General features: G+C 66.4%; 16 protein-coding genes and 2 pseudogenes. 4 read left to right on the top strand and 14 right to left on the bottom strand.

What is annotated here, in order from left to right; translation table 11 throughout:
- Positions 1 to 142: 142 nt before the first annotated feature.
- From QF032_RS23625 to QF032_RS23615, 3 genes are read right to left on the bottom strand one after another with little or no spacing between them, the layout of a single operon-like run.
- Positions 143 to 712 (bottom strand): hypothetical protein, encoded by a 570-nt coding sequence (locus QF032_RS23625; RefSeq protein WP_307057400.1) that lies wholly within the window; start codon positions 710 to 712, stop codon positions 143 to 145.
- Positions 693 to 2,519, bottom strand: a complete 1,827-nt coding sequence (locus tag QF032_RS23620) for an alpha/beta hydrolase (RefSeq protein WP_307057398.1) — start codon at positions 2,517 to 2,519, stop codon at positions 693 to 695. Before QF032_RS23620 ends, QF032_RS23625 begins: the two co-directional genes overlap by 20 nt.
- A 19-nt stretch (positions 2,520 to 2,538) precedes the next feature.
- Positions 2,539 to 2,973: a hypothetical protein gene (locus tag QF032_RS23615; RefSeq protein ID WP_307057396.1), complete on the bottom strand. Its 435-nt coding sequence runs from the start codon at positions 2,971 to 2,973 to the stop codon at positions 2,539 to 2,541.
- A gap of 215 nt (positions 2,974 to 3,188) precedes the next feature.
- Here QF032_RS23615 and QF032_RS23610 point away from each other — a divergent pair, with 215 nt between their 5' ends.
- Positions 3,189 to 3,431 (top strand): hypothetical protein, encoded by a 243-nt coding sequence (locus QF032_RS23610; RefSeq protein WP_307057393.1) that lies wholly within the window; start codon positions 3,189 to 3,191, stop codon positions 3,429 to 3,431.
- Here QF032_RS23610 and QF032_RS23605 read toward each other — a convergent pair.
- Together QF032_RS23605 and QF032_RS23600 are read right to left on the bottom strand one after the other, a co-directional pair.
- Positions 3,405 to 3,494: pseudogene (locus tag QF032_RS23605) on the bottom strand (hypothetical protein); the annotation flags it as partial. The gene QF032_RS23610 and the pseudogene QF032_RS23605 sit on opposite strands and share 27 nt — an antisense overlap.
- A gap of 49 nt (positions 3,495 to 3,543) precedes the next feature.
- Positions 3,544 to 3,793: pseudogene (locus QF032_RS23600) on the bottom strand (Scr1 family TA system antitoxin-like transcriptional regulator); the annotation flags it as partial.
- Positions 3,794 to 4,505: 712 nt separating this feature from the next.
- Between QF032_RS23600 and QF032_RS23595 the strand changes: the two are divergent.
- A complete protein-coding gene (locus QF032_RS23595) occupies positions 4,506 to 5,390 on the top strand; it encodes a helix-turn-helix domain-containing protein (RefSeq protein WP_307057392.1) in 885 nt (294 codons plus the stop codon).
- A 49-nt stretch (positions 5,391 to 5,439) separates the two neighbouring features.
- Complete coding sequence (locus tag QF032_RS23590) at positions 5,440 to 6,033, top strand: Uma2 family endonuclease (protein WP_307045293.1); 594 nt, start codon at positions 5,440 to 5,442, stop codon at positions 6,031 to 6,033.
- Positions 6,034 to 6,179: 146 nt separating this feature from the next.
- Here the strand turns inward: QF032_RS23590 and tuf are convergent, their stop codons facing one another.
- From tuf to rpsL, 4 genes are all read right to left on the bottom strand, one after another.
- The gene (gene tuf / locus QF032_RS23585) at positions 6,180 to 7,373 is read right to left on the bottom strand and encodes an elongation factor Tu (protein ID WP_057584687.1); all 1,194 of its coding nucleotides are present in this window, start codon (positions 7,371 to 7,373) and stop codon (positions 6,180 to 6,182) included.
- Between the two features lie 164 nt (positions 7,374 to 7,537).
- Positions 7,538 to 9,664 carry an elongation factor G gene (gene fusA / locus QF032_RS23580; RefSeq protein WP_307045292.1) on the bottom strand — a complete coding sequence of 709 codons (2,127 nt, stop codon included), beginning with the start codon at positions 9,662 to 9,664 and terminating at the stop codon, positions 7,538 to 7,540.
- A 39-nt stretch (positions 9,665 to 9,703) separates the two neighbouring features.
- On the bottom strand, positions 9,704 to 10,174 hold the full coding sequence (gene rpsG / locus QF032_RS23575; protein ID WP_030788318.1) for a 30S ribosomal protein S7: 471 nt from the start codon (positions 10,172 to 10,174) through the stop codon (positions 9,704 to 9,706).
- Between the two features lie 3 nt (positions 10,175 to 10,177).
- Positions 10,178 to 10,549: a 30S ribosomal protein S12 gene (rpsL, locus tag QF032_RS23570; RefSeq protein WP_003948652.1), complete on the bottom strand. Its 372-nt coding sequence runs from the start codon at positions 10,547 to 10,549 to the stop codon at positions 10,178 to 10,180.
- Positions 10,550 to 11,176: 627 nt separating this feature from the next.
- Here rpsL and QF032_RS23565 point away from each other — a divergent pair.
- Positions 11,177 to 11,698, top strand: coding sequence for an RICIN domain-containing protein (locus tag QF032_RS23565; RefSeq protein WP_307057390.1), 522 nt, complete (start codon positions 11,177 to 11,179; stop codon positions 11,696 to 11,698).
- A 450-nt stretch (positions 11,699 to 12,148) separates the two neighbouring features.
- Here QF032_RS23565 and QF032_RS23560 read toward each other — a convergent pair whose 3' ends face one another.
- The 5 genes from QF032_RS23560 to QF032_RS23540 form a co-directional block, all read right to left on the bottom strand.
- The gene (locus QF032_RS23560) at positions 12,149 to 16,048 is read right to left on the bottom strand and encodes a DNA-directed RNA polymerase subunit beta' (RefSeq protein WP_306949778.1); all 3,900 of its coding nucleotides are present in this window, start codon (positions 16,046 to 16,048) and stop codon (positions 12,149 to 12,151) included.
- Positions 16,049 to 16,158: 110 nt separating this feature from the next.
- Positions 16,159 to 19,644, bottom strand: a complete 3,486-nt coding sequence (rpoB, locus tag QF032_RS23555; protein ID WP_057584691.1) for a DNA-directed RNA polymerase subunit beta — start codon at positions 19,642 to 19,644, stop codon at positions 16,159 to 16,161.
- A 580-nt stretch (positions 19,645 to 20,224) separates the two neighbouring features.
- Positions 20,225 to 20,605, bottom strand: a complete 381-nt coding sequence (gene rplL, locus QF032_RS23550; protein WP_307057388.1) for a 50S ribosomal protein L7/L12 — start codon at positions 20,603 to 20,605, stop codon at positions 20,225 to 20,227.
- 126 nt (positions 20,606 to 20,731) lie between these two features.
- Complete coding sequence (gene rplJ, locus QF032_RS23545; protein WP_057584693.1) at positions 20,732 to 21,262, bottom strand: 50S ribosomal protein L10; 531 nt, start codon at positions 21,260 to 21,262, stop codon at positions 20,732 to 20,734.
- 318 nt (positions 21,263 to 21,580) lie between these two features.
- Complete coding sequence (locus QF032_RS23540) at positions 21,581 to 22,372, bottom strand: hypothetical protein (protein WP_307045289.1); 792 nt, start codon at positions 22,370 to 22,372, stop codon at positions 21,581 to 21,583.
- Positions 22,373 to 22,414: the final 42 nt, after the last annotated feature.

Raw genomic sequence — 22,414 nt, 5'->3', positions numbered from 1 at the left:
CAGCAGGAAACAAGCCGCTACCGCGCACGAAACCTTTACCCATATCCTCTTCACGGTCACCTTGCGAGATTTTCCGAAAGTCACGCTTCCGTGGTTGCGCCCGCGGATCATGGCGGGGCCAACGGACCGGAAGCTCCCGCCGCTACTCCGAGCCGCCCGCCGGCCGGAAGCACCTTGAGTACAGGTTCACCTCGATGAGCGGCTCGTGGCCGTCCAGTCCCTTGAGCCAGGTGATCTCGGCCTGGCTGAACGTCTTTTTGTGGACGGCCAGAATCTGCATGTTCTTGTTCTTGCTACCGTCGTCGCCGACCTTCTCGATCTTCCAGCCCTGCTCGGGGAGCCCCTGGCGCAGATTGGCCATCCCCTTCTCCATGACGTCGTTCCCCACTCCATAGGCCGACCACGGATGGCGGATCCGGAGCAACTTCCCCGTGTCGCCGTCGCCTGTGTCGCAGGGCTGAACGTTCGGCCCCGGTTCCGTGACCTTGATCTTGATGTCCATGACATCGAAGATCCGGCTGGAGATCCCCGAGACCTCGGTCTTGACCGCCTCGGTGGACCGGGACTGTGGCTCGTAGTCCAATGAGTTCTCACTCCCCTTTGTAGATGAACAGCCGGCCGTCAACACGAGAGCGAGCACAGCGAACAGCAATATCGCACCAAGGGACGCGCCCTTGCGGAGCTGAGGACTCTCAGTCGTCCAGAACGACATCTCCGTACCTTCCTGTGATCACTCGGGCCTGGTTTTTCAAACTGACCGATGCCTCGTGGCCGTTTGTATCCCAGAATCCGCTGTGCCCGTCCGAGTCGCTTTTCATCACGTTCCCACCGAACGATTCGTCAGTGGGGATGGTCAGGTTGTCACCGAGCCCCATCAAGCGACCGCCTTGGCGTACGAACTGGTCGTCCCCAGGTCCGCCCATCGCCCAGACGTGGTTCGCACCCACACCGAAGTCAGCCGCGTGATCTGCTTGGACGCCCGGGCTTCCTGCGAACATGTAGTCGTCCACGGCCTCGGGGTCTTGCCAGCTCCCCGACTGTGCGGAGGCGCCGACGACCGTGCTTCCGTAGCTGTGCCCGAGAACCGTGGTGTGTGCGGTGGTTCCGGTGGCCTCCTCATGGGCTGCTCTGCTTCCTTGGAGGAAGTCGTACAGGCGAGGACCACCCTCCTCCGCGCGCGATCCGCTGCTCGCCTCCGGAACGATGCTGTCCGGAGCGTCGTAGTCGAGCCAGGTGATCGTGGACACCTTCTGGCCGGGAGCGAGCTTGGAGCTCTCCGCCCACAGCGTCTCTCCGCGTCCGAGGTCTCCATGAGTGTCGTTCTCCCCGATCTTCTCGAGGCCGGCATGGGTACCGGGGACGTACACAGCCACGTGGTCCGCCACGTCCGGATTTCCGTTAGCCATGATGATCTTCCCGTCGTCCAGCCCCACGGGGTCGAAGCCGAGCAGATAGGCCTCGGGCAGGCCCCCTTCACCGGTCCGGTCGAACCGGTCCTGTATGTACTGCATGCCCTTGAGGTGCTGCTTCAGCTGCTCGGAGCGGTCCCCGTACTCTCTGTGCCAGTCCATCCATTCGTCGGTGTGGACCTTGGACGGATAGCCACCGGCAGTAATCCAGGTCCACTCGTTGGCCGGCGGCTTCGGGATCGAATCCAACTCCATCCGCATCTTGGCGCGCGTCTCCTCCAGCACCATGCGGTTAGCCTCGTCGCGAGCCGTGGCGGGCAGACCGTCCATCCCACCGACGGCGTCTGGGCGCATGGAGATCCACGCGGCCTGCTCCTCGGCGTTCAGGCCAGTCCACCATTCCGCGTTCGACTCCGGAGTACCGTCCTTGGGCGGTTGCGGAAGCGAGTCGAAATACTTCTTGCCTGCCTCCGCGACGCCCTTCGTGTCCGAGGACGCGTCGGCCCAGTCGCTGTCGGAGACGGTCAGGTCGTCGTCCGCCTTCAGCGCGCGCAGCTTCGGAGCCCACTTCTCGTCGGCCTCCGTAGCCTCCTTCAGCGCTGCGGCTATCTGGTCGGCGTAGTCCTGCGCCAGGCGGTGGTTCGGATTGGGGTCGAAGTTGGCCGCCTGCCGGCCGACCGCGGCGGCCGTGCCGTCCGTCAGACCGCTCACCGTGCCACCGTCGGGAATCTTGCCGTCGGCGTCCTTCTCCCCGCCCGCCGGGTAGGAGACCGAACCGTCCGCGTGCACGGTGAGCTTGGCGGCCTGAGCGCCGTCGAGGGCCGCGTCGAGCTTGGTCTTGGCGGCTCCCACCTCGTAGGAGAAGGCTTCGATCGCGGTACTGACGAGACCGCATTCCACCTGGATGTAGTGGAAGTTCTTGCCCAGTTCCGTCAGTTGGTTGATCGCGGCGGTCGCGGCCTCGCCCTTCAGCGCTTTACGCATCGCCACGGCGATCTGGTTCTCGATGCGATCCTTGGCCGCGCTCGCCATGTCCGAGGTGCTGCGGTATCCGTCGGCCGCTTCCGAGTACTCGGTGGGCTTGAGGGCCTTGAGCGTCGCGAGGTCCATGACGTCTCGTTACCGCCCCTCAGCCCTTGCCGCCGACGGCCGGAGTATCCGCGTACTCCACCTTCATGTTGCCTATCTCGGCGTTGATCGCCTCGTCCGTCTTCAACTGGTCGCTGCCGGCCTTCTCCAGCAGACCGGAGAGCTTTCCGCAGCGGTTACCGACGTTCTTGACGTACGTCTCCCACGAGCGGTAGACGTCCTTCTGGGCGGCCGCGGTCAGACAGCCGGCGTCCTCGCCGATGCCCTTCTGGCCGTCCGCCAGCTTGACCTCCACCTTGCCGAGGTCCTCGCGCAGTGAGCCGACGTCACTGCCGGCCTTGGACCAGGCCGGCTTGTTCGAGACCAGTGTGCCGCCGCTGCCACCCGGGTCGAGCGGAACGTGGTTCAGTTGCATCTGGGTCCCGTGCCGCTCAGCCGCCGCGCTTTTGAGCTGCTCCCACTCGTCCCACGCCACGCGTGTCTCCCGTTGTCCCCGTTGTCACTGCAAACTTGACATGTACCGTAGCGCGGTCCTCGCGGAGCCAGTTGAGTACCCGTACCTACGTCGCGGACGTACGTGTTCGGATGCATCGGGCGCGTGGCGCTGGTGAAGTGGAGCCATGACCGAGACCGAGACCCTGCCGGCCCCCGCTTCACGAGCCCCACAAGACGTGGTGGAGAGCCCCCTTCGTGGCTTCCGTGTTCGGGCTGCCGGTCCTCGCGATGGAGTACGCCCTCGTCCGGCATCACCATGGCATGGGGCAGTACGGCGGCATGTTCTACACGGCCATGGCCCTGTACGCCCTCGCCTGGGTGCTGCCGCACCGTCTCTCGTTTCGGATGCCCCGCATCCTGGCGGCCGGCGCAGCACTGCTGATCACGCTCTTCCCGGTGGGGCTCCTGGTGCTACTGGCCGCGATGGTCTCCGCCTGACGCGTACGTCACGAACTCCGTCCAGGCGGCCGAGGCGACGTGGAACGCGGGGCCGTCGACGACCTTGGAGTCACGGACGTGGACGGCGGCGGGGGTGGTGGCGACTTCGACAGATGAAACTGATCTCCGGTGCGGGGGTCCCGGTCGAAGACGGACTTGCGCGCCACGCGAGCAGCCACACCCCGAACGACCACGTCCTCCGCGTACGCGGGCCGTCGCATCCGCAGCAGCGCTCTCGTGTACTCAGGCGTCTGCAGCAGCCCGTGGACGCTCAACGGATCGTGGAGCTGGATTTCGACCGCCCTCGCCTCCAGCTCCGCGATCTCCCGCCCCTATTTCGGGTACTGGACCCTCTTCACGTCCCCCGGCGTCGCCCTCCGCGACTTCGACGTGCGCCTGTCCTCCACGCCCCGCGGAGCCGGCCGGCCCGGCTGCTCGCCACCGAGCAACTCCGCGTCCGGGGGCTGCCGCTGGACCCGGCCGCGCTCCTCGTCGCCGAGCCGGCCGCCGACGCCGTCATCCACGGACGCCTCCCCGGCCGTGACTTCCGCCTGCTCCTGTACGTCATCGGCGACGCCCTCCGCATCGAGGTCACGGACCCGCGCGGTGACCGGATGCGGCGCCTCGAACCGGGCGGCGGGGAAGGCGAGTCGGACCGCGGGCTGCTGCTGGTGGACGCGCCGGCCGACCGCTGGGGGGGTGCACGAGGGACGGTGGCCGCGCAAAACGGTCTGGGCCGAGATCCGCACGTCGCCGGCACCGGAACCCGATCTTCTGCACCTCGGTGACAGGGGCGCTCTTTTTTCCAAGGACCACCGGGGTGAAAGGACCCCACCAAGCCCCACCCCTCCCGCCCGCCGCGCAAACTCACTACCGCGAGTGAATATGCCAACTGGGGTGGATTCGGGGTGGGTTGTCTGCTCTACGCTCAGCGCAGCAGCACCGCTTCATCGGCTGCACCCCCCACGCCGCAGACACACGAATGGCCCCCGCAGGGACTGGCATCCCTTGCGAGGGCCTGACCACCTGGGAACACAACTTCCCGATGGACCTCACCAAGGACAAGCCTCCCTGATGAACACGGAAAACCCTAGCGCGCCCTCGGGTGCCAAGTCCCGCATCCCGGGCAGAACCCACCCTCACGTGGGTGGTCTGACCCACGACAACGCGCGCCACACCACCCGCTTCACGGTGATCGGCAACCACCTCGCCCAGCACGCGGAGCTGTCGTTGCTCGCGATCGGCCTGGGTGTGCGCATCCAGTCGCTGCCCCCGGGCGTCCGCGTCGACATCAGGACCCTCACCGCGCGCTTCCCCGAAGGGTCGGTCCGTATCGCCGCCGCGTTGCGCGAGCTGGAGGCCCACGGGTACCTCCGCCGCGAACGCACCCGCGTCCCCGGCGGCCGGATCATCACCCGCACGGTCTCCTGCAACCAGCCCGGTCACCGTGATCGCCGTCCGGCCTCGGACCACGCGCCGACGGGGCCGGCGGCCGCGCCTCAGCCCCGCGACACTCCGACCCGCAAGCCGCAGCCCCGCAAGGCGCTCCCCGACGTGCCCCGCCCCGCGTACCCGGCCCCCGCGCTCCTCCAGGCGGCGACGGATCTTCTCGCACGCCTCCGCCGCCACGACTCCCGCCTCCTGCTGTCCGCCACGGACGTGGAGCACCTCGCCCCCGGCGTCGCTGCCTGGCTGGAGCGGGATGTCAGCCCCGCAGCCATAATGCGAGCGCTCACCGCGGACCTCCCACCAGACCCGCTGCGCCGACCGGCCGCCCTCCTGGCCCACCGCCTCGCCGCCCAGCTCCCGCCCCCGCCGCCCTTCCGGACGCCACCCGAGACTCCACCGCCCGTGCGAGGCCCCCTCCCCACCTGCGACGGCTGCGACCGGCCCTTCCGCTCGCCGACCCCGGAGCTCCTCTGCCGCGACTGCCGACCCGATCGCCCTGAGGCCGCCTAGCATGAGCGTGACGATCCTTGCCCCCGGGCACCGACGAGGAGCGAGCGCCATGACCATCGCCTCGGACCACACGCAGCACGGTGCCTCCCTCCTCTACCGGGCCATGCGGGACTTCGTGGAGTCGACGGACGACAACCTCCCCGGCAAGTTCGAGATCACCAAGGAAGGGATCGTCCTCGACATGATGTCGCCCACGAGGCCGCACGAGCTCACCGTGCTGCGCGTCCGGAAGCGCCTGGAAAAGGCGATGCCGGACGAGATCGTGGCCCACACGGGTGAACCCGACGTGGAGGACGAACCCGAGGGCATCATGCGCCGTCCCGATGTGATGGTGATCGCCGAGGCGGACATGGAGGGAGAGGGCTCCTTCGATCCCCGGTCACTCGTCGCCGCCATCGAGGTGGTCTCCCGCTCCAACCCGGACAACGACTGGGTCAGCAAGGTGCGCGACTACCCGCTGATGGGCATTCCCGTCTACGCGATCTTCGACCCCCGCACCGGAACGGGCGCGGTCCTCAGCGACATCCACCCCACCCCCGACGGCCCCCGCTACGCCACGCGCAAGGACTTCGTCTACGGCGAGGACGTCACCGTCGCGGACTGGACCGTCTCCACAGAGGATCTCCCCCGCTACCCCGACTGACCGGCTCCACCGAGGTCTCCCCCGCTACCCCGCCCATGGGCCCGCCCTCCCGCGCCGTCCATGCGAAAGGGCCCGTACGACCGGAGTCGTACGGGCCCTCTCAGGTTGCTCAGCTCAGGCTGGAGCTACCAGGTCGATCAACGGACTTACTTGTTGATCTTGGTGACCTGGCCGGCGCCGACCGTCCGGCCACCCTCACGGATGGCGAACTTCAGGCCCTCTTCCATGGCGACGGGCTGGATGAGCTCCACCTTCATCTCGGTGTTGTCACCCGGCATGACCATCTCGGTGCCCTCGGGGAGGGTCACGACGCCGGTCACGTCCGTCGTACGGAAGTAGAACTGCGGACGGTAGTTGTTGAAGAAGGGGGTGTGACGGCCACCCTCGTCCTTCGACAGGATGTAGGCCTGGGCCTCGAACTCGGTGTGCGGCGTGACCGAACCCGGCTTGATGATGACCTGGCCGCGCTCGACGTCCTCGCGCTTGATGCCACGAAGCAGCAGACCGACGTTCTCACCGGCCTGGCCCTCGTCGAGCAGCTTGCGGAACATCTCGATGCCGGTGACCGTGGTGGTGGTCTTGTCCTGCTTGATGCCGATGATGTCGACGGTCTCGTTGACCTTCAGGACACCACGCTCGATACGGCCGGTGACGACCGTACCGCGACCGGTGATCGTGAAGACGTCCTCGACGGGCATGAGGAACGGCTTGTCGACGTCACGCTCGGGGGTCGGGATCGACTCGTCGACCGCGGCCATGAGCTCCAGGACGGTCTTCGCCCACTCCGGGTCGCCCTCGAGGGCCTTGAGCGCCGAGACCTTGACGACCGGCAGGTCGTCGCCCGGGAACTCGTACTCGGAGAGGAGCTCACGGACCTCGAGCTCGACGAGCTCCAGGATCTCCTCGTCGTCCACCATGTCGGCCTTGTTCAGGGCGACGACGATGTACGGAACGCCGACCTGGCGGGCCAGGAGCACGTGCTCCTTGGTCTGCGGCATCGGGCCGTCGGTGGCGGCGACGACGAGGATGGCGCCGTCCATCTGCGCCGCACCCGTGATCATGTTCTTGATGTAGTCCGCGTGACCGGGGCAGTCGACGTGGGCGTAGTGACGCGTCTCGGTCTGGTACTCGACGTGCGCGATGGAGATGGTGATACCGCGCTGGCGCTCCTCAGGAGCCTTGTCGATCTGGTCGAAGGCCGAGGCCTCGTTCAGGTCCGGGTACGCGTCGTGCAGCACCTTGGTAATGGCGGCCGTGAGGGTCGTCTTACCGTGGTCGATGTGACCGATGGTGCCGATGTTGACGTGCGGCTTAGTCCGCTCGAACTTCGCCTTCGCCACTGGGGTCCTCCTGGGAGTGGTTCTGGAACGCCTTGCTTCATCGGCGCCAGGTGATCTTTGCTGTCAAATCCCGGGGCCGGGGCAAACACTCACGATCCTTGACGAATGCGGGTGGTTGCCCCAGAGGCTCCGGAGTCAAGCCTAAAGCGTGTGAACGCGGAGCGTTACTCGCCCTTGGCCTTCGCGATGATCTCCTCGGCGACGTTCCGGGGAACCTCGGCGTAGGAGTCGAACTGCATCGAGTAGCTCGCGCGACCCGACGTCTTGCTGCGGAGGTCGCCGACGTAGCCGAACATCTCCGACAGGGGCACCAGGCCCTTGACGACGCGGGCACCGGCCCGCTCCTCCATGGCCTGGATCTGACCACGGCGGGAGTTGATGTCGCCGATGACCTCGCCCATGTAGTCCTCGGGCGTGGTGACCTCGACGGCCATCATCGGCTCGAGCAGCACGGGGCTGGCCTTGCGGGCGGCCTCCTTGAAGGCCTGCGAACCGGCGATCTTGAAGGCGAGCTCGGAGGAGTCGACCTCGTGGTAGCCGCCGTCGAGCAGGGTGACGCGCACGCCGGTCATCTCGTAACCGGCGAGGATGCCGAACTGCATGGCCTCCTGCGCACCGGCGTCGACCGAAGGGATGTACTCCTTCGGGATACGACCACCGGTCACCTTGTTCACGAACTCGTACGAGGCGTCGCCGCCCTCGATCGGCTCGATCGCGATCTGCACCTTGGCGAACTGGCCGGTACCGCCGGTCTGCTTCTTGTGCGTGTAGTCCACCCGGTCGACCGTCTTGCGGATGGTCTCGCGGTAGGCGACCTGCGGCTTGCCGACGTTGGCCTCGACCTTGAACTCACGGCGCATACGGTCGACCAGCACCTCGAGGTGCAGTTCGCCCATGCCGCCGATGATGGTCTGGCCGGTCTCCTCGTCCGAGTGGACCTGGAACGACGGGTCCTCCTCGGCCAGGCGCTGGATCGCGATGCCCAGCTTCTCCTGGTCGCCCTTCGACTTGGGCTCGATGGCGACCTGGATGACCGGAGCCGGGAAGTCCATGGACTCCAGGATCACCGGGTTCTTGTCGTCGCACAGCGTCTCGCCGGTCGTGGTCTGCTTCAGACCCATGACGGCGACGATGTCGCCGGCGCCGACCGCCTCGATCTCCTCACGCTTGTTCGCGTGCATGCGGTAGATCTTGCCGATGCGCTCCTTCTTGCCCTTGACGGAGTTCAGCACGGCAGTGCCGGACACCAGGCGGCCCGAGTAGACCCGGACGAAGGTGAGCTTGCCCAGGTGCGGGTCGCTCATGATCTTGAACGCGAGGGCGGACAGCGGCTCGTCGTCGGACGGCTTGCGCTTGACGACCTCCTCCGGGTCCTTCACGTCGTGGCCCTCGATGGCCTCGACGTCCAGGGGGGAGGGCAGGTAGCGCACGACCGCGTCGAGCAGGGGCTGGACGCCCTTGTTCTTGAACGCGGTGCCACAGAACACCGGGGTGACGGTGATGCCGTCGGACTTGCCGGACGCGATGGTGATACGACGGATCGCGGCGTACAGCTGCTCCACGGAAGGCTCCTGGCCCTCCAGGTACAGCTCCATGATCTCGTCGTCGTTCTCGGCGACGGTCTCGACGAGCTTGCCGCGGTACTCCTCGGCAGCCTCGGTGTGGGTGGACGGGATGTCGACGACGTCGTACATCTCACCCTTCTCCGCCTCGGCGGACCACACGAAGGCCTTCATCGTGACCAGGTCGACGACGCCCTTGAAGTCGGCCTCGGCACCGATCGGCAGCTGCATCACGATCGGGGTCGCACCCAGGCGGCCGCTGATCATGTCGACGCAACGGTGGAACTCGGCACCGGTCCGGTCGAGCTTGTTGACGAAGCAGATGCGCGGAACGCCGTAACGGTCCGCCTGACGCCACACGGTCTCGGACTGGGGCTCGACGCCGGCAACGCCGTCGAACACCGTCACAGCGCCGTCGAGCACACGCAGGGAACGCTCCACCTCGACGGTGAAGTCGACGTGACCCGGGGTGTCGATGATGTTGATGGTGTGGTCGACGTCGGCGAGCGGCCAGTGACAGGTGGTGGCAGCAGAGGTGATCGTGATGCCACGCTCCTGCTCCTGCTCCATCCAGTCCATGGTCGCGGCGCCGTCGTGGACCTCACCGATCTTGTAGGAGACGCCGGTGTAGAACAGGATCCGCTCGGTGGTGGTCGTCTTGCCCGCGTCGATGTGGGCCATGATCCCGATGTTGCGGACCTTGGCCAGGTCAAGTGAAGTGGTAGCCATAAGGCTTTCGTCTTCTCTCGGTCTCGATGTGGGTAGCGACTACCAGCGGTAGTGCGCGAAGGCCTTGTTGGACTCGGCCATCTTGTGGGTGTCCTCACGCTTCTTCACAGCGGCGCCGAGGCCGTTGGACGCGTCGAGAAGCTCGTTGAGCAGGCGCTCGGTCATGGTCTTCTCGCGACGGGCGCGGGAGTAGCCGACGAGCCAGCGCAGCGCCAGGGTGCTCGCGCGGCCGGGCTTGACCTCGACCGGAACCTGGTAGGTCGCGCCACCGACACGGCGGGACTTGACCTCGATGGTCGGCTTGATGTTCTCGAGAGCGCGCTTCAGCGTGATGACCGGGTCGTTGCCGGTCTTCTCGCGCAGGCCCTCCATGGCACCGTAGACGATGCGCTCGGCGGTGGAGCGCTTGCCGTTCAGCAGCACCTTGTTGATGAGCGACGTGACAAGAGGAGAACCGTAGACCGGGTCGATGATGACCGGGCGCTTCGGGGCAGGGCCCTTACGAGGCATTTCTTACTTCTCCTTCTTGGCGCCGTAGCGGCTGCGGGCCTGCTTGCGGTTCTTGACACCCTGGGTGTCGAGGGAGCCGCGGATGATCTTGTAGCGAACACCCGGCAGGTCCTTCACACGGCCACCACGCACGAGCACGATGGAGTGCTCCTGCAGGTTGTGTCCCTCACCCGGAATGTAAGCGGTGACCTCGATCCCGCTGGTCAGACGCACACGCGCGACCTTACGCAGGGCCGAGTTCGGCTTCTTCGGGGTGGTCGTGAACACGCGCGTGCAGACGCCGCGGCGCTGAGGAGAACCCTCGAGTGCGGGCGTCTTGTTCTTCTCGACCTTGTCCTGCCGGCCCTTACGGACCAGCTGCTGGATCGTAGGCACTACTTCTCCGGTTTCTGTGTGCCGATTTGTACAGCTAACCTGGAACTTCGCCGACCCACGCGGTCGGGTGTGTCGGACCTGCGGACTTCCGCCGCGAGGCAGGAAGGGGCGCGGATCGCGGTGGCCATTGCTACGGCCCCGATGCGGTTGCAGACACGCACATGGGCCAGGGCACACCCCAGGCACAAGGTCTGAGCGTACCTAGCGCACCGACTCCGGTCAAAACAAAGGCGGCAGGACGGGACGCCGGGCCCGCTGCACGCCCCAACAGGGGGTATGGAGTGTGCGACACCCTCCTCGTCACAGCGGGTCGACGGAGGGAACGGTCGCGGCAGGCCCGACCGGACCGTACGCGCTTCAGGCACCGGACTCTCGCGACTCGCCGATAGCGACGACGCGGCGACGTCGCGGCCGCGGAGCCTGGCTCATGAAACTTGAGCGTTTGATAAAACCGGCCACCAATGAATGCCATCTGATAATGTTTCAGCAATGGCCCCCGCGGTATAGACCACACGAGGTCCGAAGGTTTGGCACTCCGAGACATCCAAGCCGGAGTATCAAGGTCGATTTTCGGCCGGTCCTGCCTTCTCCCGACCGCGGGAAATTCATCCCTGGAAGAACTCCGGAGTGATTTCCGATATGAATAGGTTTACGCGCGTCACCATCGCGGCAGGTGCCACGTCGGCCGCATTGTCGATGCTTGTCGGGTTCGCACCGACCGCATCCGCGGCGACCGGCCCGCGGATGATCAACGCGAACGGCTACTGCCTGGGAAGCCAGAACGGAGCCAACAAGACAAACGCTATTCAGTGGTACTGCAACAAGAACCCCGATCAGGTGTGGGGCCTCCACTCGGCGGGGTCGGACTCCCGCGGGACCTACTACCGGGTGACCAACGACAACGGCCAGTGCCTGGGCATCAGCGGTACCTCGAAGGCGTCTGGCGCAGCTGCCACGGTGTGGGACTGCAACGGACACAATGACCAGCTGTGGTACTGGCAGAATGGCTCGGGCGCGGGGTGGCACAAGCTGATCAACAGGAATTCGGGGATGTGCCTCGGCACCTCGGGAAGCGCTGTCGGTGCCAAGGCAATTCAGTGGTCCTGCAATGGCAACCCCGACCAGGAGTGGGCCCCCTTGAACGGCTGAGTGCCGCGCACCCCGTCTCGACGGCGTGAAGCAGTGGGCCGGCACTCCAATACGGTTTCACGGCCCGCCGCGGGTCGGCGAGTCCACGACACACGGACTTTGATGACCCTTGAATGCTTCTTTTGTGCGCCAGTAAATTGATATGAGCGAGGCTCCTCCTCGTTGTCGCGGTGGTCTACACCCCACGACAACGAACGAGGAGCCTCGTTTGTATGTGCTCGAGCCGGGCTGACGTCCTGAATGAGCTGGTTGAGAATTTCCTCCTGGCTCATTTCCGGCCGAAGTGTGAGACGGCTGCTGGTGATCTGGGAAACGGCACGCGGCATCCCCGGCCGCCCCTCCGCCCGTCAGAGCCCCGTCAGCGGCCCCCTGCCGACGTCTCCCGGTCACGCCGAAGGGCGGCCACCCCCCAACGGGGGTGACCGCCCTTCGGTACCTCAGACGTACGCCTTACTGGTTGTACGGACCGTAGTCGTAGTCCTCCAGCGGAACGGCCTGGCCGGAGCCCGTGCCGAACGGCGAGTAGTCGATGTCGTCGTAGCCGACGGCCGAGTACATCGCGGCCTTGGCCTCCTCGGTCGGCTCGACCCGGATGTTGCGGTAGCGGGACAGACCCGTACCGGCCGGGATGAGCTTACCGATGATGACGTTCTCCTTGAGGCCGATCAGGGAGTCGGACTTGGCGTTGATCGCCGCGTCCGTCAGCACCCTGGTCGTCTCCTGGAAGGACGCCGCCGACAGCCAGGACTCCGTGGCCAGCGAGGCCTTGGTGATACCCATGAGCTGCGGACGACCGGAGGCCGGGTGACCGCCCTCCTGCACCACACGACGGTTCTCGACCTCGAACTTCGAGCGCTCGACGAGCTCGCCGGGCAGCAGCTCGGCGTCGCCGGACTCGATGATCGTCACCCGGCGGAGCATCTGCCGGATGATGATCTCGATGTGCTTGTCGTGGATCGACACGCCCTGCGAGTTGTAGACCTTCTGGACCTCGCCGACCAGGTGGACCTGGACGGCACGCTGACCCAGGATGCGCAGCACGTCGTGCGGGTTGGTGGCACCCACGGTGAGCTTCTGGCCCACCTCGACGTGCTCGCCCTCGCTGACCAGGAGACGGGCGCGCTTGGAGATCGGGAACGCCGTCTCGTCGCTGCCGTCGTCCGGCGTGATGACGATCTTCTTCGTCTTCTCGGTCTCCTCGATCCGCACGCGGCCGGAGGCCTCGGAGATCGGGGCGACACCCTTCGGGGTACGGGCCTCGAAGAGCTCGACGACACGCGGCAGACCCTGGGTGATGTCGTCACCGGCCACACCACCGGTGTGGAAGGTACGCATCGTCAGCTGGGTGCCGGGCTCACCGATGGACTGGGCGGCGATGATGCCGACCGCCTCACCGATGTCGACCAGCTTGCCGGTGGCCAGCGAGCGGCCGTAGCACATGGCGCACGTGCCGACCTGCGACTCACAGGTCAGGATCGAGCGGGTCTTGACCTCCTCGACACCGTGGCGCACCAGCTGGTCGATGAGCACGTCGCCCAGGTCCACGTTGGCCGGCGCGATCACCTTGCCGTCGATGACGACGTCCTCGGCGAGCATGCGGGCGTAGACGCTGGTCTCCACGTCGTCCGCCTTCTGCAGGACGCCGTTCGCGTCCTTCGAGGCGATCCGCAGCTTCAGACCGCGCTCGGTGCCGCAGTCCTCCTCGCGGATGATGACGTCCTGCGAGACGTCCACCAGACGACGGGTCAGGTAACCCGAGTCGGCGGTACGCAGGGCGGTGTCCGCGAGACCCTTACGGGCGCCGTGCGTGGAGATGAAGTACTCCAGCACGGACAGGCCCTCACGGAAGGACGCCTTGATCGGACGCGGGATGGTCTCGTTCTTCGCGTTCGACACCAGACCACGCATACCGGCGATCTGCCGCATCTGCATCATGTTTCCTCGGGCGCCCGAGTCAACCATCATGAAGATGGGGTTGGTCTTGGGGAAGTTCGCGTTCATCGCCTCGGCGACCTCGTTGGTCGCCTTGGTCCAGATCGCGATGAGCTCCTGCGTGCGCTCTTCCTTGGTGATCAGACCACGCTCGTACTGCTTCTGGACCTTCTCGTCCTGCGCCTCGTACCCGCGGACGATCTCCTTCTTCGCCTCGGGGACGACGACGTCGGAGATGGCCACGGTGACACCGGAACGGGTCGCCCAGAAGAAGCCGGCCGCCTTCAGGTTGTCGAGCGTCGCCGCCACGATGACCTTGGGGTAGCGCTCGGCCAGGTCGTTGACGATCTCGGAGAGCTGCTTCTTGCCCACCGAGTAGTCGACGAACGGGTAGTCCTCGGGCAGCAGCTCGTTGAAGAGCGCGCGGCCCAGCGTCGTACGCAGCCGGAAGGTGTCACCCTGCTGCCACTCCGGGTCGCCCTCCTCCTGCGCCGGCGGCGTCCAGCCACGCGGCGGGATGGTGCCCACCGGGAAGCGGATGTCGATCGGCGACTGCAGCGCGAGCTCACCGGCGTCGAACGCCATGATCGCCTCGGCCGTGGAGCCGAAGGACCGGCCCTCGCCCTTGGTGTCGCGCAGCTCGCCGTCGGTGGTGAGGAAGAACAGACCGAGGACCATGTCCTGGGTCGGCATCGTCACCGGACGGCCGTCGGCGGGCTTGAGGATGTTGTTCGAGGACAGCATCAGGATGCGCGCCTCGGCCTGCGCCTCCGCGGAGAGCGGCAGGTGGACGGCCATCTGGTCGCCGTCGAAGTCCGCGTTGAACGCGGTGCAGACGAGCGGGTGGATCTGGATGGCCTTGCCCTCGACCAGCTGCGGCTCGAAGGCCTGGATGCCCAGGCGGTGCAGGGTGGGCGCACGGTTCAGCAGCACCGGGTGCTCGGCGATGACCTCTTCGAGGACGTCGTACACGACGGTGCGGCCGCGCTCCACCATGCGCTTGGCGCTCTTGATGTTCTGCGCGTGGTTGAGGTCCACGAGCCGCTTCATCACGAACGGCTTGAACAGCTCCAGCGCCATCGCCTTCGGCAGACCGCACTGGTGCAGCTTCAGCTGCGGACCGACGACGATCACGGAACGCGCGGAGTAGTCCACACGCTTGCCGAGCAGGTTCTGACGGAAGCGGCCCTGCTTGCCCTTGAGCATGTCGGACAGCGACTTCAGCGGACGGTTGCCGGGGCCCGTGACGGGGCGGCCACGACGGCCGTTGTCGAAGAGCGCGTCGACGGCCTCCTGGAGCATGCGCTTCTCGTTGTTCACGATGATCTCGGGCGCGCCGAGGTCGAGAAGCCGCTTCAGACGGTTGTTGCGGTTGATCACACGGCGGTACAGGTCGTTCAGGTCGGAGGTCGCGAAGCGGCCACCGTCCAGCTGCACCATCGGGCGGAGGTCCGGCGGGATGACCGGCACGCAGTCCAGGACCATGCCCTTGGGGCTGTTGCTGGTCTGCAGGAACGCGGAGACGACCTTCAGGCGCTTGAGCGCACGGGTCTTCTTCTGGCCCTTGCCGGTACGGATGATCTCGCGGAGACGCTCGGCCTCCTCGTCGAGGTCGAAGGACTCCAGGCGCTTCTGCAGCGCGGCGGCGCCCATCGAGCCGTCGAAGTACGTGCCGAAACGGTCACGCAGCTCGCGGTAGAGGAGCTCGTCGCCCTCGAGGTCCTGGACCTTGAGGTTCTTGAAGCGGGTCCACACCTCGTCGAGACGGTCGATCTCGCGCTGCGCACGGTCGCGCAGCTGCTTCATCTCGCGCTCGGCGCCTTCGCGCACCTTGCGGCGTACGTCGGCCTTGGCGCCCTCGGCCTCGAGCTCGGCCAGGTCGGTCTCGAGCTTCTTGGCGCGGGCCTCCAGGTCGGAGTCGCGGCGGTTCTCGATCTGCTGACGCTCGACGGAGACGTGCGCCTCCAGCGAGGGCAGGTCACGGGTCCGGCGCTCGTCGTCGACGTACGTGATCATGTACGCCGCGAAGTAGATGACCTTCTCGAGGTCCTTGGGAGCCAGGTCGAGCAGGTAGCCCAGACGGCTCGGGACACCCTTGAAGTACCAGATGTGGGTGACGGGGGCGGCAAGCTCGATGTGGCCCATCCGCTCACGACGCACCTTGGCGCGAGTGACCTCGACGCCGCAGCGCTCGCAGATGATGCCCTTGAAGCGGACGCGCTTGTACTTGCCGCAGTAGCACTCCCAGTCCCGGGTCGGACCGAAGATCTTCTCGCAGAAGAGTCCGTCCTTTTCCGGCTTGAGCGTGCGGTAGTTGATCGTCTCGGGCTTCTTGACCTCGCCGTGGCTCCACTGACGGATGTCGTCAGCGGTAGCCAGACCGATCCGGAGCTCGTCGAAGAAGTTGACGTCGAGCACTATGCGTCAATCCCTCTCAGGGTTGTAAGTCTTGGGGTCTGATACGGGGGTCCCGGGGCCGGCCGGAGGTTCAGGGAATTTCATCGCCGAACCTCCGGACCGGACTCCCGTCAGACCTCTTCGACGCTGCTCGGCTCGCGCCGGGACAGGTCGATGCCGAGCTCCTCCGCCGCGCGGAAGACGTCCTCGTCGGTGTCACGCATCTCGATGGACATACCGTCGCTGGACAGCACCTCCACGTTCAGGCAGAGAGACTGCATCTCCTTGATGAGCACCTTGAAGGACTCGGGGATGCCGGGCTCGGGGATGTTCTCGCCCTTGACGATGGCCTCGTAGACCTTCACGCGGCCGGTGACGTCGTCGGACTTGATGGTCAGGAGCTCCTGGAGGGCGTACGCGGCGCCGTATGCCTCCAGCGCCCACACCTCCATCTCACCGAAGCGCTGACCGCCGAACTGCGCCTTACCGCCCAGCGGCTGCTGGGTGATCATCGAGTACGGGCCGGTCGAACGGGCGTGCAGCTTGTCGTCGACCAGGTGGTGGAGCTTGAGGATGTACATGTACCCGATGGAGATCGGGTCCGGGAACGGCTCGCCGGAGCGGCCGTCGAACAGCCTCGCCTTGCCGGTCGGCTGCACCATGCGCTCGCCGTCGCGGTTCGGGATGGTGTGGTTCAGCAGACCCGCGAGCTCGTCCTCACGGGCGCCGTCGAACACCGGGGTGGCGACGTTGGTGCCCGGGGCGACCTGGTCGGCGCCGATGACCTGCAGGCGCTGCGCCCAGTCCTCGCCGAGACCGGAGACGTCCCAGCCGCGGCTGGCGAGCCAGCCGAGGTGGATCTCCAGCACCTGTCCCGGGTTCATTCGGGACGGCACACCCAGCGGGTTGAGGATGATGTCGACCGGGGTCCCGTCCTCGAGGAACGGCATGTCCTCGATGGGCAGGATCTTGGAGATGACGCCCTTGTTGCCGTGACGGCCGGCGAGCTTGTCACCGTCCGTGATCTTGCGCTTCTGCGCCACGTAGACACGAACCAGCTGGTTCACGCCCGGCGGCAGCTCGTCGCCCTCTTCACGGTCGAAGACGCGGACGCCGATGACCTTGCCGATCTCGCCGTGCGGCACCTTCAGCGAGGTGTCACGGACCTCACGGGCCTTCTCGCCGAAGATCGCGCGCAGCAGGCGCTCCTCCGGGGTCAGCTCGGTCTCGCCCTTGGGCGTGACCTTGCCGACCAGGATGTCGCCGGCGACGACCTCGGCACCGATGCGGATGATGCCGCGCTCGTCGAGGTCGGCGAGGACCTCCTCGGAGACGTTCGGGATGTCCCGGGTGATCTCCTCCGGGCCGAGCTTGGTGTCACGGGCGTCGACCTCGTGCTCCTCGATGTGGATCGAGGAGAGGACGTCGTCCTGCACGAGGCGCTGCGACAGGATGATCGCGTCCTCGTAGTTGTGACCCTCCCACGGCATGAACGCCACGAGCAGGTTCTTGCCGAGCGCCATCTCGCCGTTCTCGGTGGCCGGGCCGTCGGCGAGGACCTGACCGGTGATGATCCGGTCGCCCTCGTTGACGATGACCTTCTGGTTGACCGAGGTGCCCTGGTTGGAGCGCGAGAACTTGGCCAGGCGGTACGTGATGTACGTGCCGTCGTCGTTGGTCGTGGTGATGTAGTCCGCGGAGACCTCCTGGACCACACCGTCCTTCTCGGCCTTGACCACGTCGCCGGCGTCGACGGCGGAGCGGTACTCCATGCCGGTGCCGACGAGCGGGGCCTCGCTCTTGATGAGCGGCACGGCCTGACGCATCATGTTCGCGCCCATGAGGGCACGGTTGGCGTCGTCGTGCTCGAGGAACGGGATCATGGCGGTCGCGACCGACACCATCTGGCGCGGCGAGACGTCCATGTAGTCGACGTCGTCACCGGGGACGTAGTCGACCTCGCCGCCACGACGGCGCACCAGGACGCGGTTCTCGGTGAAGCGCAGGTCGTCGTCGAGCGTGGCGTTGGCCTGCGCGATGACGAAGCGGTCCTCCTCGTCGGCCGTCAGGTAGTCGACCTCGTCGGTGACGACACCGTCGGTGACCCGGCGGTAGGGCGTCTCCACGAAACCGAACGCGTTGACGCGGCCGTAGGAGGCGAGCGAGCCGATCAGACCGATGTTCGGGCCTTCGGGCGTCTCGATCGGGCACATGCGGCCGTAGTGCGACGGGTGCACGTCACGGACCTCGAAGCCGGCCCGCTCACGGGAGAGACCACCCGGGCCAAGAGCCGACAGACGGCGCTTGTGGGTGAGACCCGACAGCGGGTTGTTCTGGTCCATGAACTGCGACAGCTGGCTGGTGCCGAAGAACTCCTTGATGGAGGCGACGACCGGCCGGATGTTGATCAGGGTCTGCGGCGTGATCGCCTCGACGTCCTGGGTCGTCATCCGCTCGCGGACGACTCGCTCCATCCGCGCCAGACCCGTGCGGACCTGGTTCTGGATGAGCTCGCCGACGCTGCGCAGACGACGGTTGCCGAAGTGGTCGATGTCGTCGGTCTCGACGACGATCGTGGTGCCGTTGTCCGCACCCGTCTCGGTCTCGCCGGCGTGCAGCTTGACCAGGTACTTGATCGTCGAGATGACGTCCTCGACGGTCAGCACGCCCGCGTCGAGCGGAGCGTCTGCGCCCAGCTTCTTGTTGACCTTGTAGCGGCCGACCTTGGCCAGGTCGTAGCGCTTGGGGTTGAAGTAGAGGTTCTCGAGCAGCGTCTGCGCGGCCTCACGCGTGGGGGGCTCGCCCGGACGCAGCTTGCGGTAGATGTCGAGCAGCGCGTCGTCCTGGCCCTGGGTGTGGTCCTTCTCCAGGGTGGCGCGCATGGACTCGTACTCGCCGAACTCCTCGAGGATCTGCTCGGTGGTCCAGCCGAGAGCCTTCAGAAGGACGGTGACGGACTGCTTGCGCTTGCGGTCGATGCGCACACCGACCATGTCGCGCTTGTCGATCTCCATCTCCAGCCAGGCACCCCGGGAAGGGATGATCTTGGCCGAGAAGATGTCCTTGTCGGACGTCTTGTCGATGGAGGAGTCGAAGTAGACACCCGGCGAACGGACCAGCTGCGACACCACGACACGCTCGGTGCCGTTGATGACGAAGGTGCCCTTGTTCGTCATGAGCGGGAAGTCGCCCATGAAGACCGTCTGGGACTTGATCTCGCCGGTCTCGTTGTTGGTGAACTCGGCCGTCACGAAGAGCGGGGCCGCGTACGTGAAGTCACGGTCCTTGCACTCGTCGATGCTGTTCTTCGGCGGCTCGAAGCGGTGGTCGCGGAACGTCAGCGACATCGACCCGGAGAAGTCCTCGATCGGGGAGATCTCCTCGAAGATCTCCTCCAGACCCGACTTGGTGGGGACGTCCTGACCGGACTCCAGAGCCGCCTCGACCCGACTCTGCCAGGCGGTGTTCCCGAGCAGCCAGTCAAAGCTCTCGGTCTGCAACGCGAGCAGGTTGGGAACCTCGAGTGGCTCCTTGATCTTTGCAAAAGAGATGCGCAGCGGGGCAGTGCTGGCGGCGTTGTTCGTATTCGAGGTCGAGGCGTTGCGCGAGGCGGCCAAGAGGGGGTCCTTCCGAGGGCTCGGACTCACTACGCGCGTACCGGCCCCTCAGTCCCGGGCACGGAGACAGATTTTCCCCGATTGGCGAAAAGGCCAGGTGGGAGATGATCTGATCGTCCGGACTCAAGTGAGGGCATGCCCCTGGTGACGGGCAGGGGACAGCTAACAGGCAGCGCAAAGGGTCAGTGTAGCCAGTTGGCACACTGATGTCCAGTGCGGGTTCTTCGAGACCCTCGTAGTTCTCAACGCCCTCGGTCCGGTAGCCCTCAATCGCACGGTGATACTGCCCTCTTCGTCGTCGATCCATGCCTCGGATACGGATCCTTGTGACGACGCGTCCTGAGAATTGCGCGCTGCGTGCGGTTCGTCAAGGCCCCCTGGCGCGAGCCGGGGCGCTCGGAGACACGACGAAGATCACCATACCCCCCGCTCAGAGGGGTATGAGGCAACCGTGGCCGTGCTTCCAGGAACGCCGAAGAGCGACCACCCAGATGGATGATCGCTCCTCGGTGCGTGGGCGTTACAGCCCCGGGAGGGGCAGTTTCAGCCTTCGCGTGCGGTCGTCGCCGACCGCGGGGTGTTACTTGACCTCGACGGAGGCGCCGGCGGCCTTGAGGGACTCGGCAGCCTTCTCTGCGGCCTCCTTGGCGACCTTCTCGAGAACGGGCTTCGGAGCGCCGTCCACGAGGTCCTTGGCCTCCTTCAGACCCAGGGAGGTCAGCTCACGCACGACCTTGATGACCTGGATCTTCTTCTCGCCCGCGCCGGTGAGGACGACGTCGAACTCGTCCTGCTCCTCAGCGGCCTCGACGACGGCGGCCGGGCCCGCGGGGGCGGCGGCGACCGCGGCGGCGGCGGTGACGTCGAACTTGTCCTCGAACGCCTTCACGAACTCGGAGAGCTCGATGAGGGTCATCTCCTCGAACTGCGCGAGCAGGTCTTCCTGGCTGAGCTTCGCCATGGTGGGCGATCCTTCCACTAATTCGGCTGGTGCCGGTATGTACATGTGTGGCGGGCGTACTGTCGGCCCGCTACGACCTCTGCCTCAGGCGGGACGCCTCAGGCGGCGGTCATTTCGCGAGCCGAGTTACTCGGCACCGCCCTGCTCGGCCTGCTTGGCGCGAAGAGCGTCCACGGTGCGGACGAGCTTCGAGGGAAGCGCCTGGAAGAGCTGAGCAGCCTGAGACTGCTTGCCCTTGAAGGCACCCGCCAGCTTGCTGAGCAGAACCTCGCGGGACTCGAGGTCCGCAAGCTTCTTGATCTCGTCGGCGGACAGCGCCTTGCCGTCAAGGACACCGCCCTTGATGACGAGGTTCGGGTTGTCCTTGGCGAAGTCACGAAGACCCTTCGCCGACTCCACCGGGTCACCGGTGATGAAGGCGACCGCCGTCGGACCGTTGAAAAGGTCGTCGAGCGTGTTGATCCCGGCCTCGTTGGCCGCAATCTTGGTCAGCGTGTTCTTCACCACGGCGTACTGGGCGTTCTCACCGAGCGAACGACGCAGCGTCTTGAGCTGCGCCACGGTGAGACCCCGGTACTCGGTCAGCACGGCGGCGTTCGAACTGCGGAACGCGTCCGTCAGCTCGGCTACCGCGGCAGCCTTGTCGGGCCTTGCCATAGAGCGTCGGCCTCCTTCCGGGTGATGAGGACCGCTCAGAAGGGGCTGTGACAGACGAAACGCCCCGGCGCAGGCGCACGGGGCGTAGCTCGACCGGACGAATTCCGTGGAAGGAGTTCTGTTCGGGAGCACATCCACTGACACCTGCGCGGGTCGTCCGCATTGCAGCGGATCCTTCGGCCACCGCACCCTCTGCTGAGTGCACGGCAACGACCAGCGGTCTTTGGCTTCTGCAGGAGCGTACGTGAACCGGTCGCCGTCAAGCAAATCCGCCCGTACGGGGACCGGCCGGGTGCCCGGCCGGCGGACCGGCGGAGGTCAGTCAGCGGCCTTCCGCAGCTGCTCGGCCAGGTCCATGGTGTCCGAGGCCGGCGGCGCCTTCACGGTCACGGGCTTGCCGAAGTCGGAGAAGGTGATCGTCAGGTCGAGCGGGCCACGCCGTCCGAAGCCCTGCATGCGCAGCTGCCGGGTGCGGTCCTCGGCGTCGACCCACAGGTCCATGGTGAGCTCGTCCACGCCCAGCTTCTCGTACTGGGCGAGGCTCTTCTCGGTGCGCTGCCGGATCTTCGTCGGCTTGCCCTCGTAGGAGGCGCGGATCTCGTCGATGGTGGCCGTGCCCGCGTAGTGGTCGGTGCGGACGCCGCCGACGGTCTCGGAGCCGGCCTTCTTCAGGTCGTCTGCGGCGGCCAGGAAGCCGGTCTCGTGCGCCGGGTTGTCGCGGACCTTGTCGGACATCCCGCCGTTGGCGCCGGGCTTCCCGAACCTGACCCAGTGCTTGCCGTCCTCGTCGGCTTCGCCGGTGCCTATGTAGAGCACCCCGCCGACGAACCGGAACTCGCCCGTACCCTTGTCGGGGCCGCTGAGCACGGTGGACTTCAGGCTCATGACCTGCGGCTTCGTGCCGATCGCGGCCTCGCCCCGAATCCGGCCCTCCTCCGGTGTCCGGCCGTTCGTGCGGTAGCGCAGGGACACCGGCTGTTCCGCCTTCTCCGCGGCCCGCGTGACCGCCGCCGCGGCGGACGAGTCACCCCCGCTCCCCGTACCGCCCACCGCCGCGCAGCCGCTGACGAGCAGCACGGACAGCCCGAGGACACCCACGGCAGACCTCATCCAATTTCCCCCAGAACCCCGTACAGAGAACACACGGTCGAC

It is taken from the genome of Streptomyces achromogenes (genome assembly GCF_030816715.1).
GTDB classification, from domain to species: domain Bacteria; phylum Actinomycetota; class Actinomycetes; order Streptomycetales; family Streptomycetaceae; genus Streptomyces; species Streptomyces achromogenes_A.
Note: the sequence above shows the minus strand (reverse complement) of the source record. Positions and strands in the feature narration are given on the sequence as shown.

What these genes read in the sequence shown, in the direction of transcription:
- QF032_RS23625 (WP_307057400.1), bottom strand. Translation starts at nt 712, where the DNA reads ATGTCGTTCTGGACGACTGAGAGTCCTCAGCTCCGCAAGGGCGCGTCC.
- QF032_RS23620 (WP_307057398.1), bottom strand. Translation starts at nt 2,519, where the DNA reads ATGGACCTCGCGACGCTCAAGGCCCTCAAGCCCACCGAGTACTCGGAA.
- QF032_RS23595 (WP_307057392.1), top strand. Translation starts at nt 4,506, where the DNA reads ATGAACACGGAAAACCCTAGCGCGCCCTCGGGTGCCAAGTCCCGCATC.
- QF032_RS23590 (WP_307045293.1), top strand. Translation starts at nt 5,440, where the DNA reads ATGACCATCGCCTCGGACCACACGCAGCACGGTGCCTCCCTCCTCTAC.
- fusA (WP_307045292.1), bottom strand. Translation starts at nt 9,664, where the DNA reads ATGGCTACCACTTCACTTGACCTGGCCAAGGTCCGCAACATCGGGATC.
- rpsG (WP_030788318.1), bottom strand. Translation starts at nt 10,174, where the DNA reads ATGCCTCGTAAGGGCCCTGCCCCGAAGCGCCCGGTCATCATCGACCCG.
- rplL (WP_307057388.1), bottom strand. Translation starts at nt 20,605, where the DNA reads ATGGCGAAGCTCAGCCAGGAAGACCTGCTCGCGCAGTTCGAGGAGATG.
- rplJ (WP_057584693.1), bottom strand. Translation starts at nt 21,262, where the DNA reads ATGGCAAGGCCCGACAAGGCTGCCGCGGTAGCCGAGCTGACGGACGCG.
- QF032_RS23540 (WP_307045289.1), bottom strand. Translation starts at nt 22,372, where the DNA reads ATGAGGTCTGCCGTGGGTGTCCTCGGGCTGTCCGTGCTGCTCGTCAGC.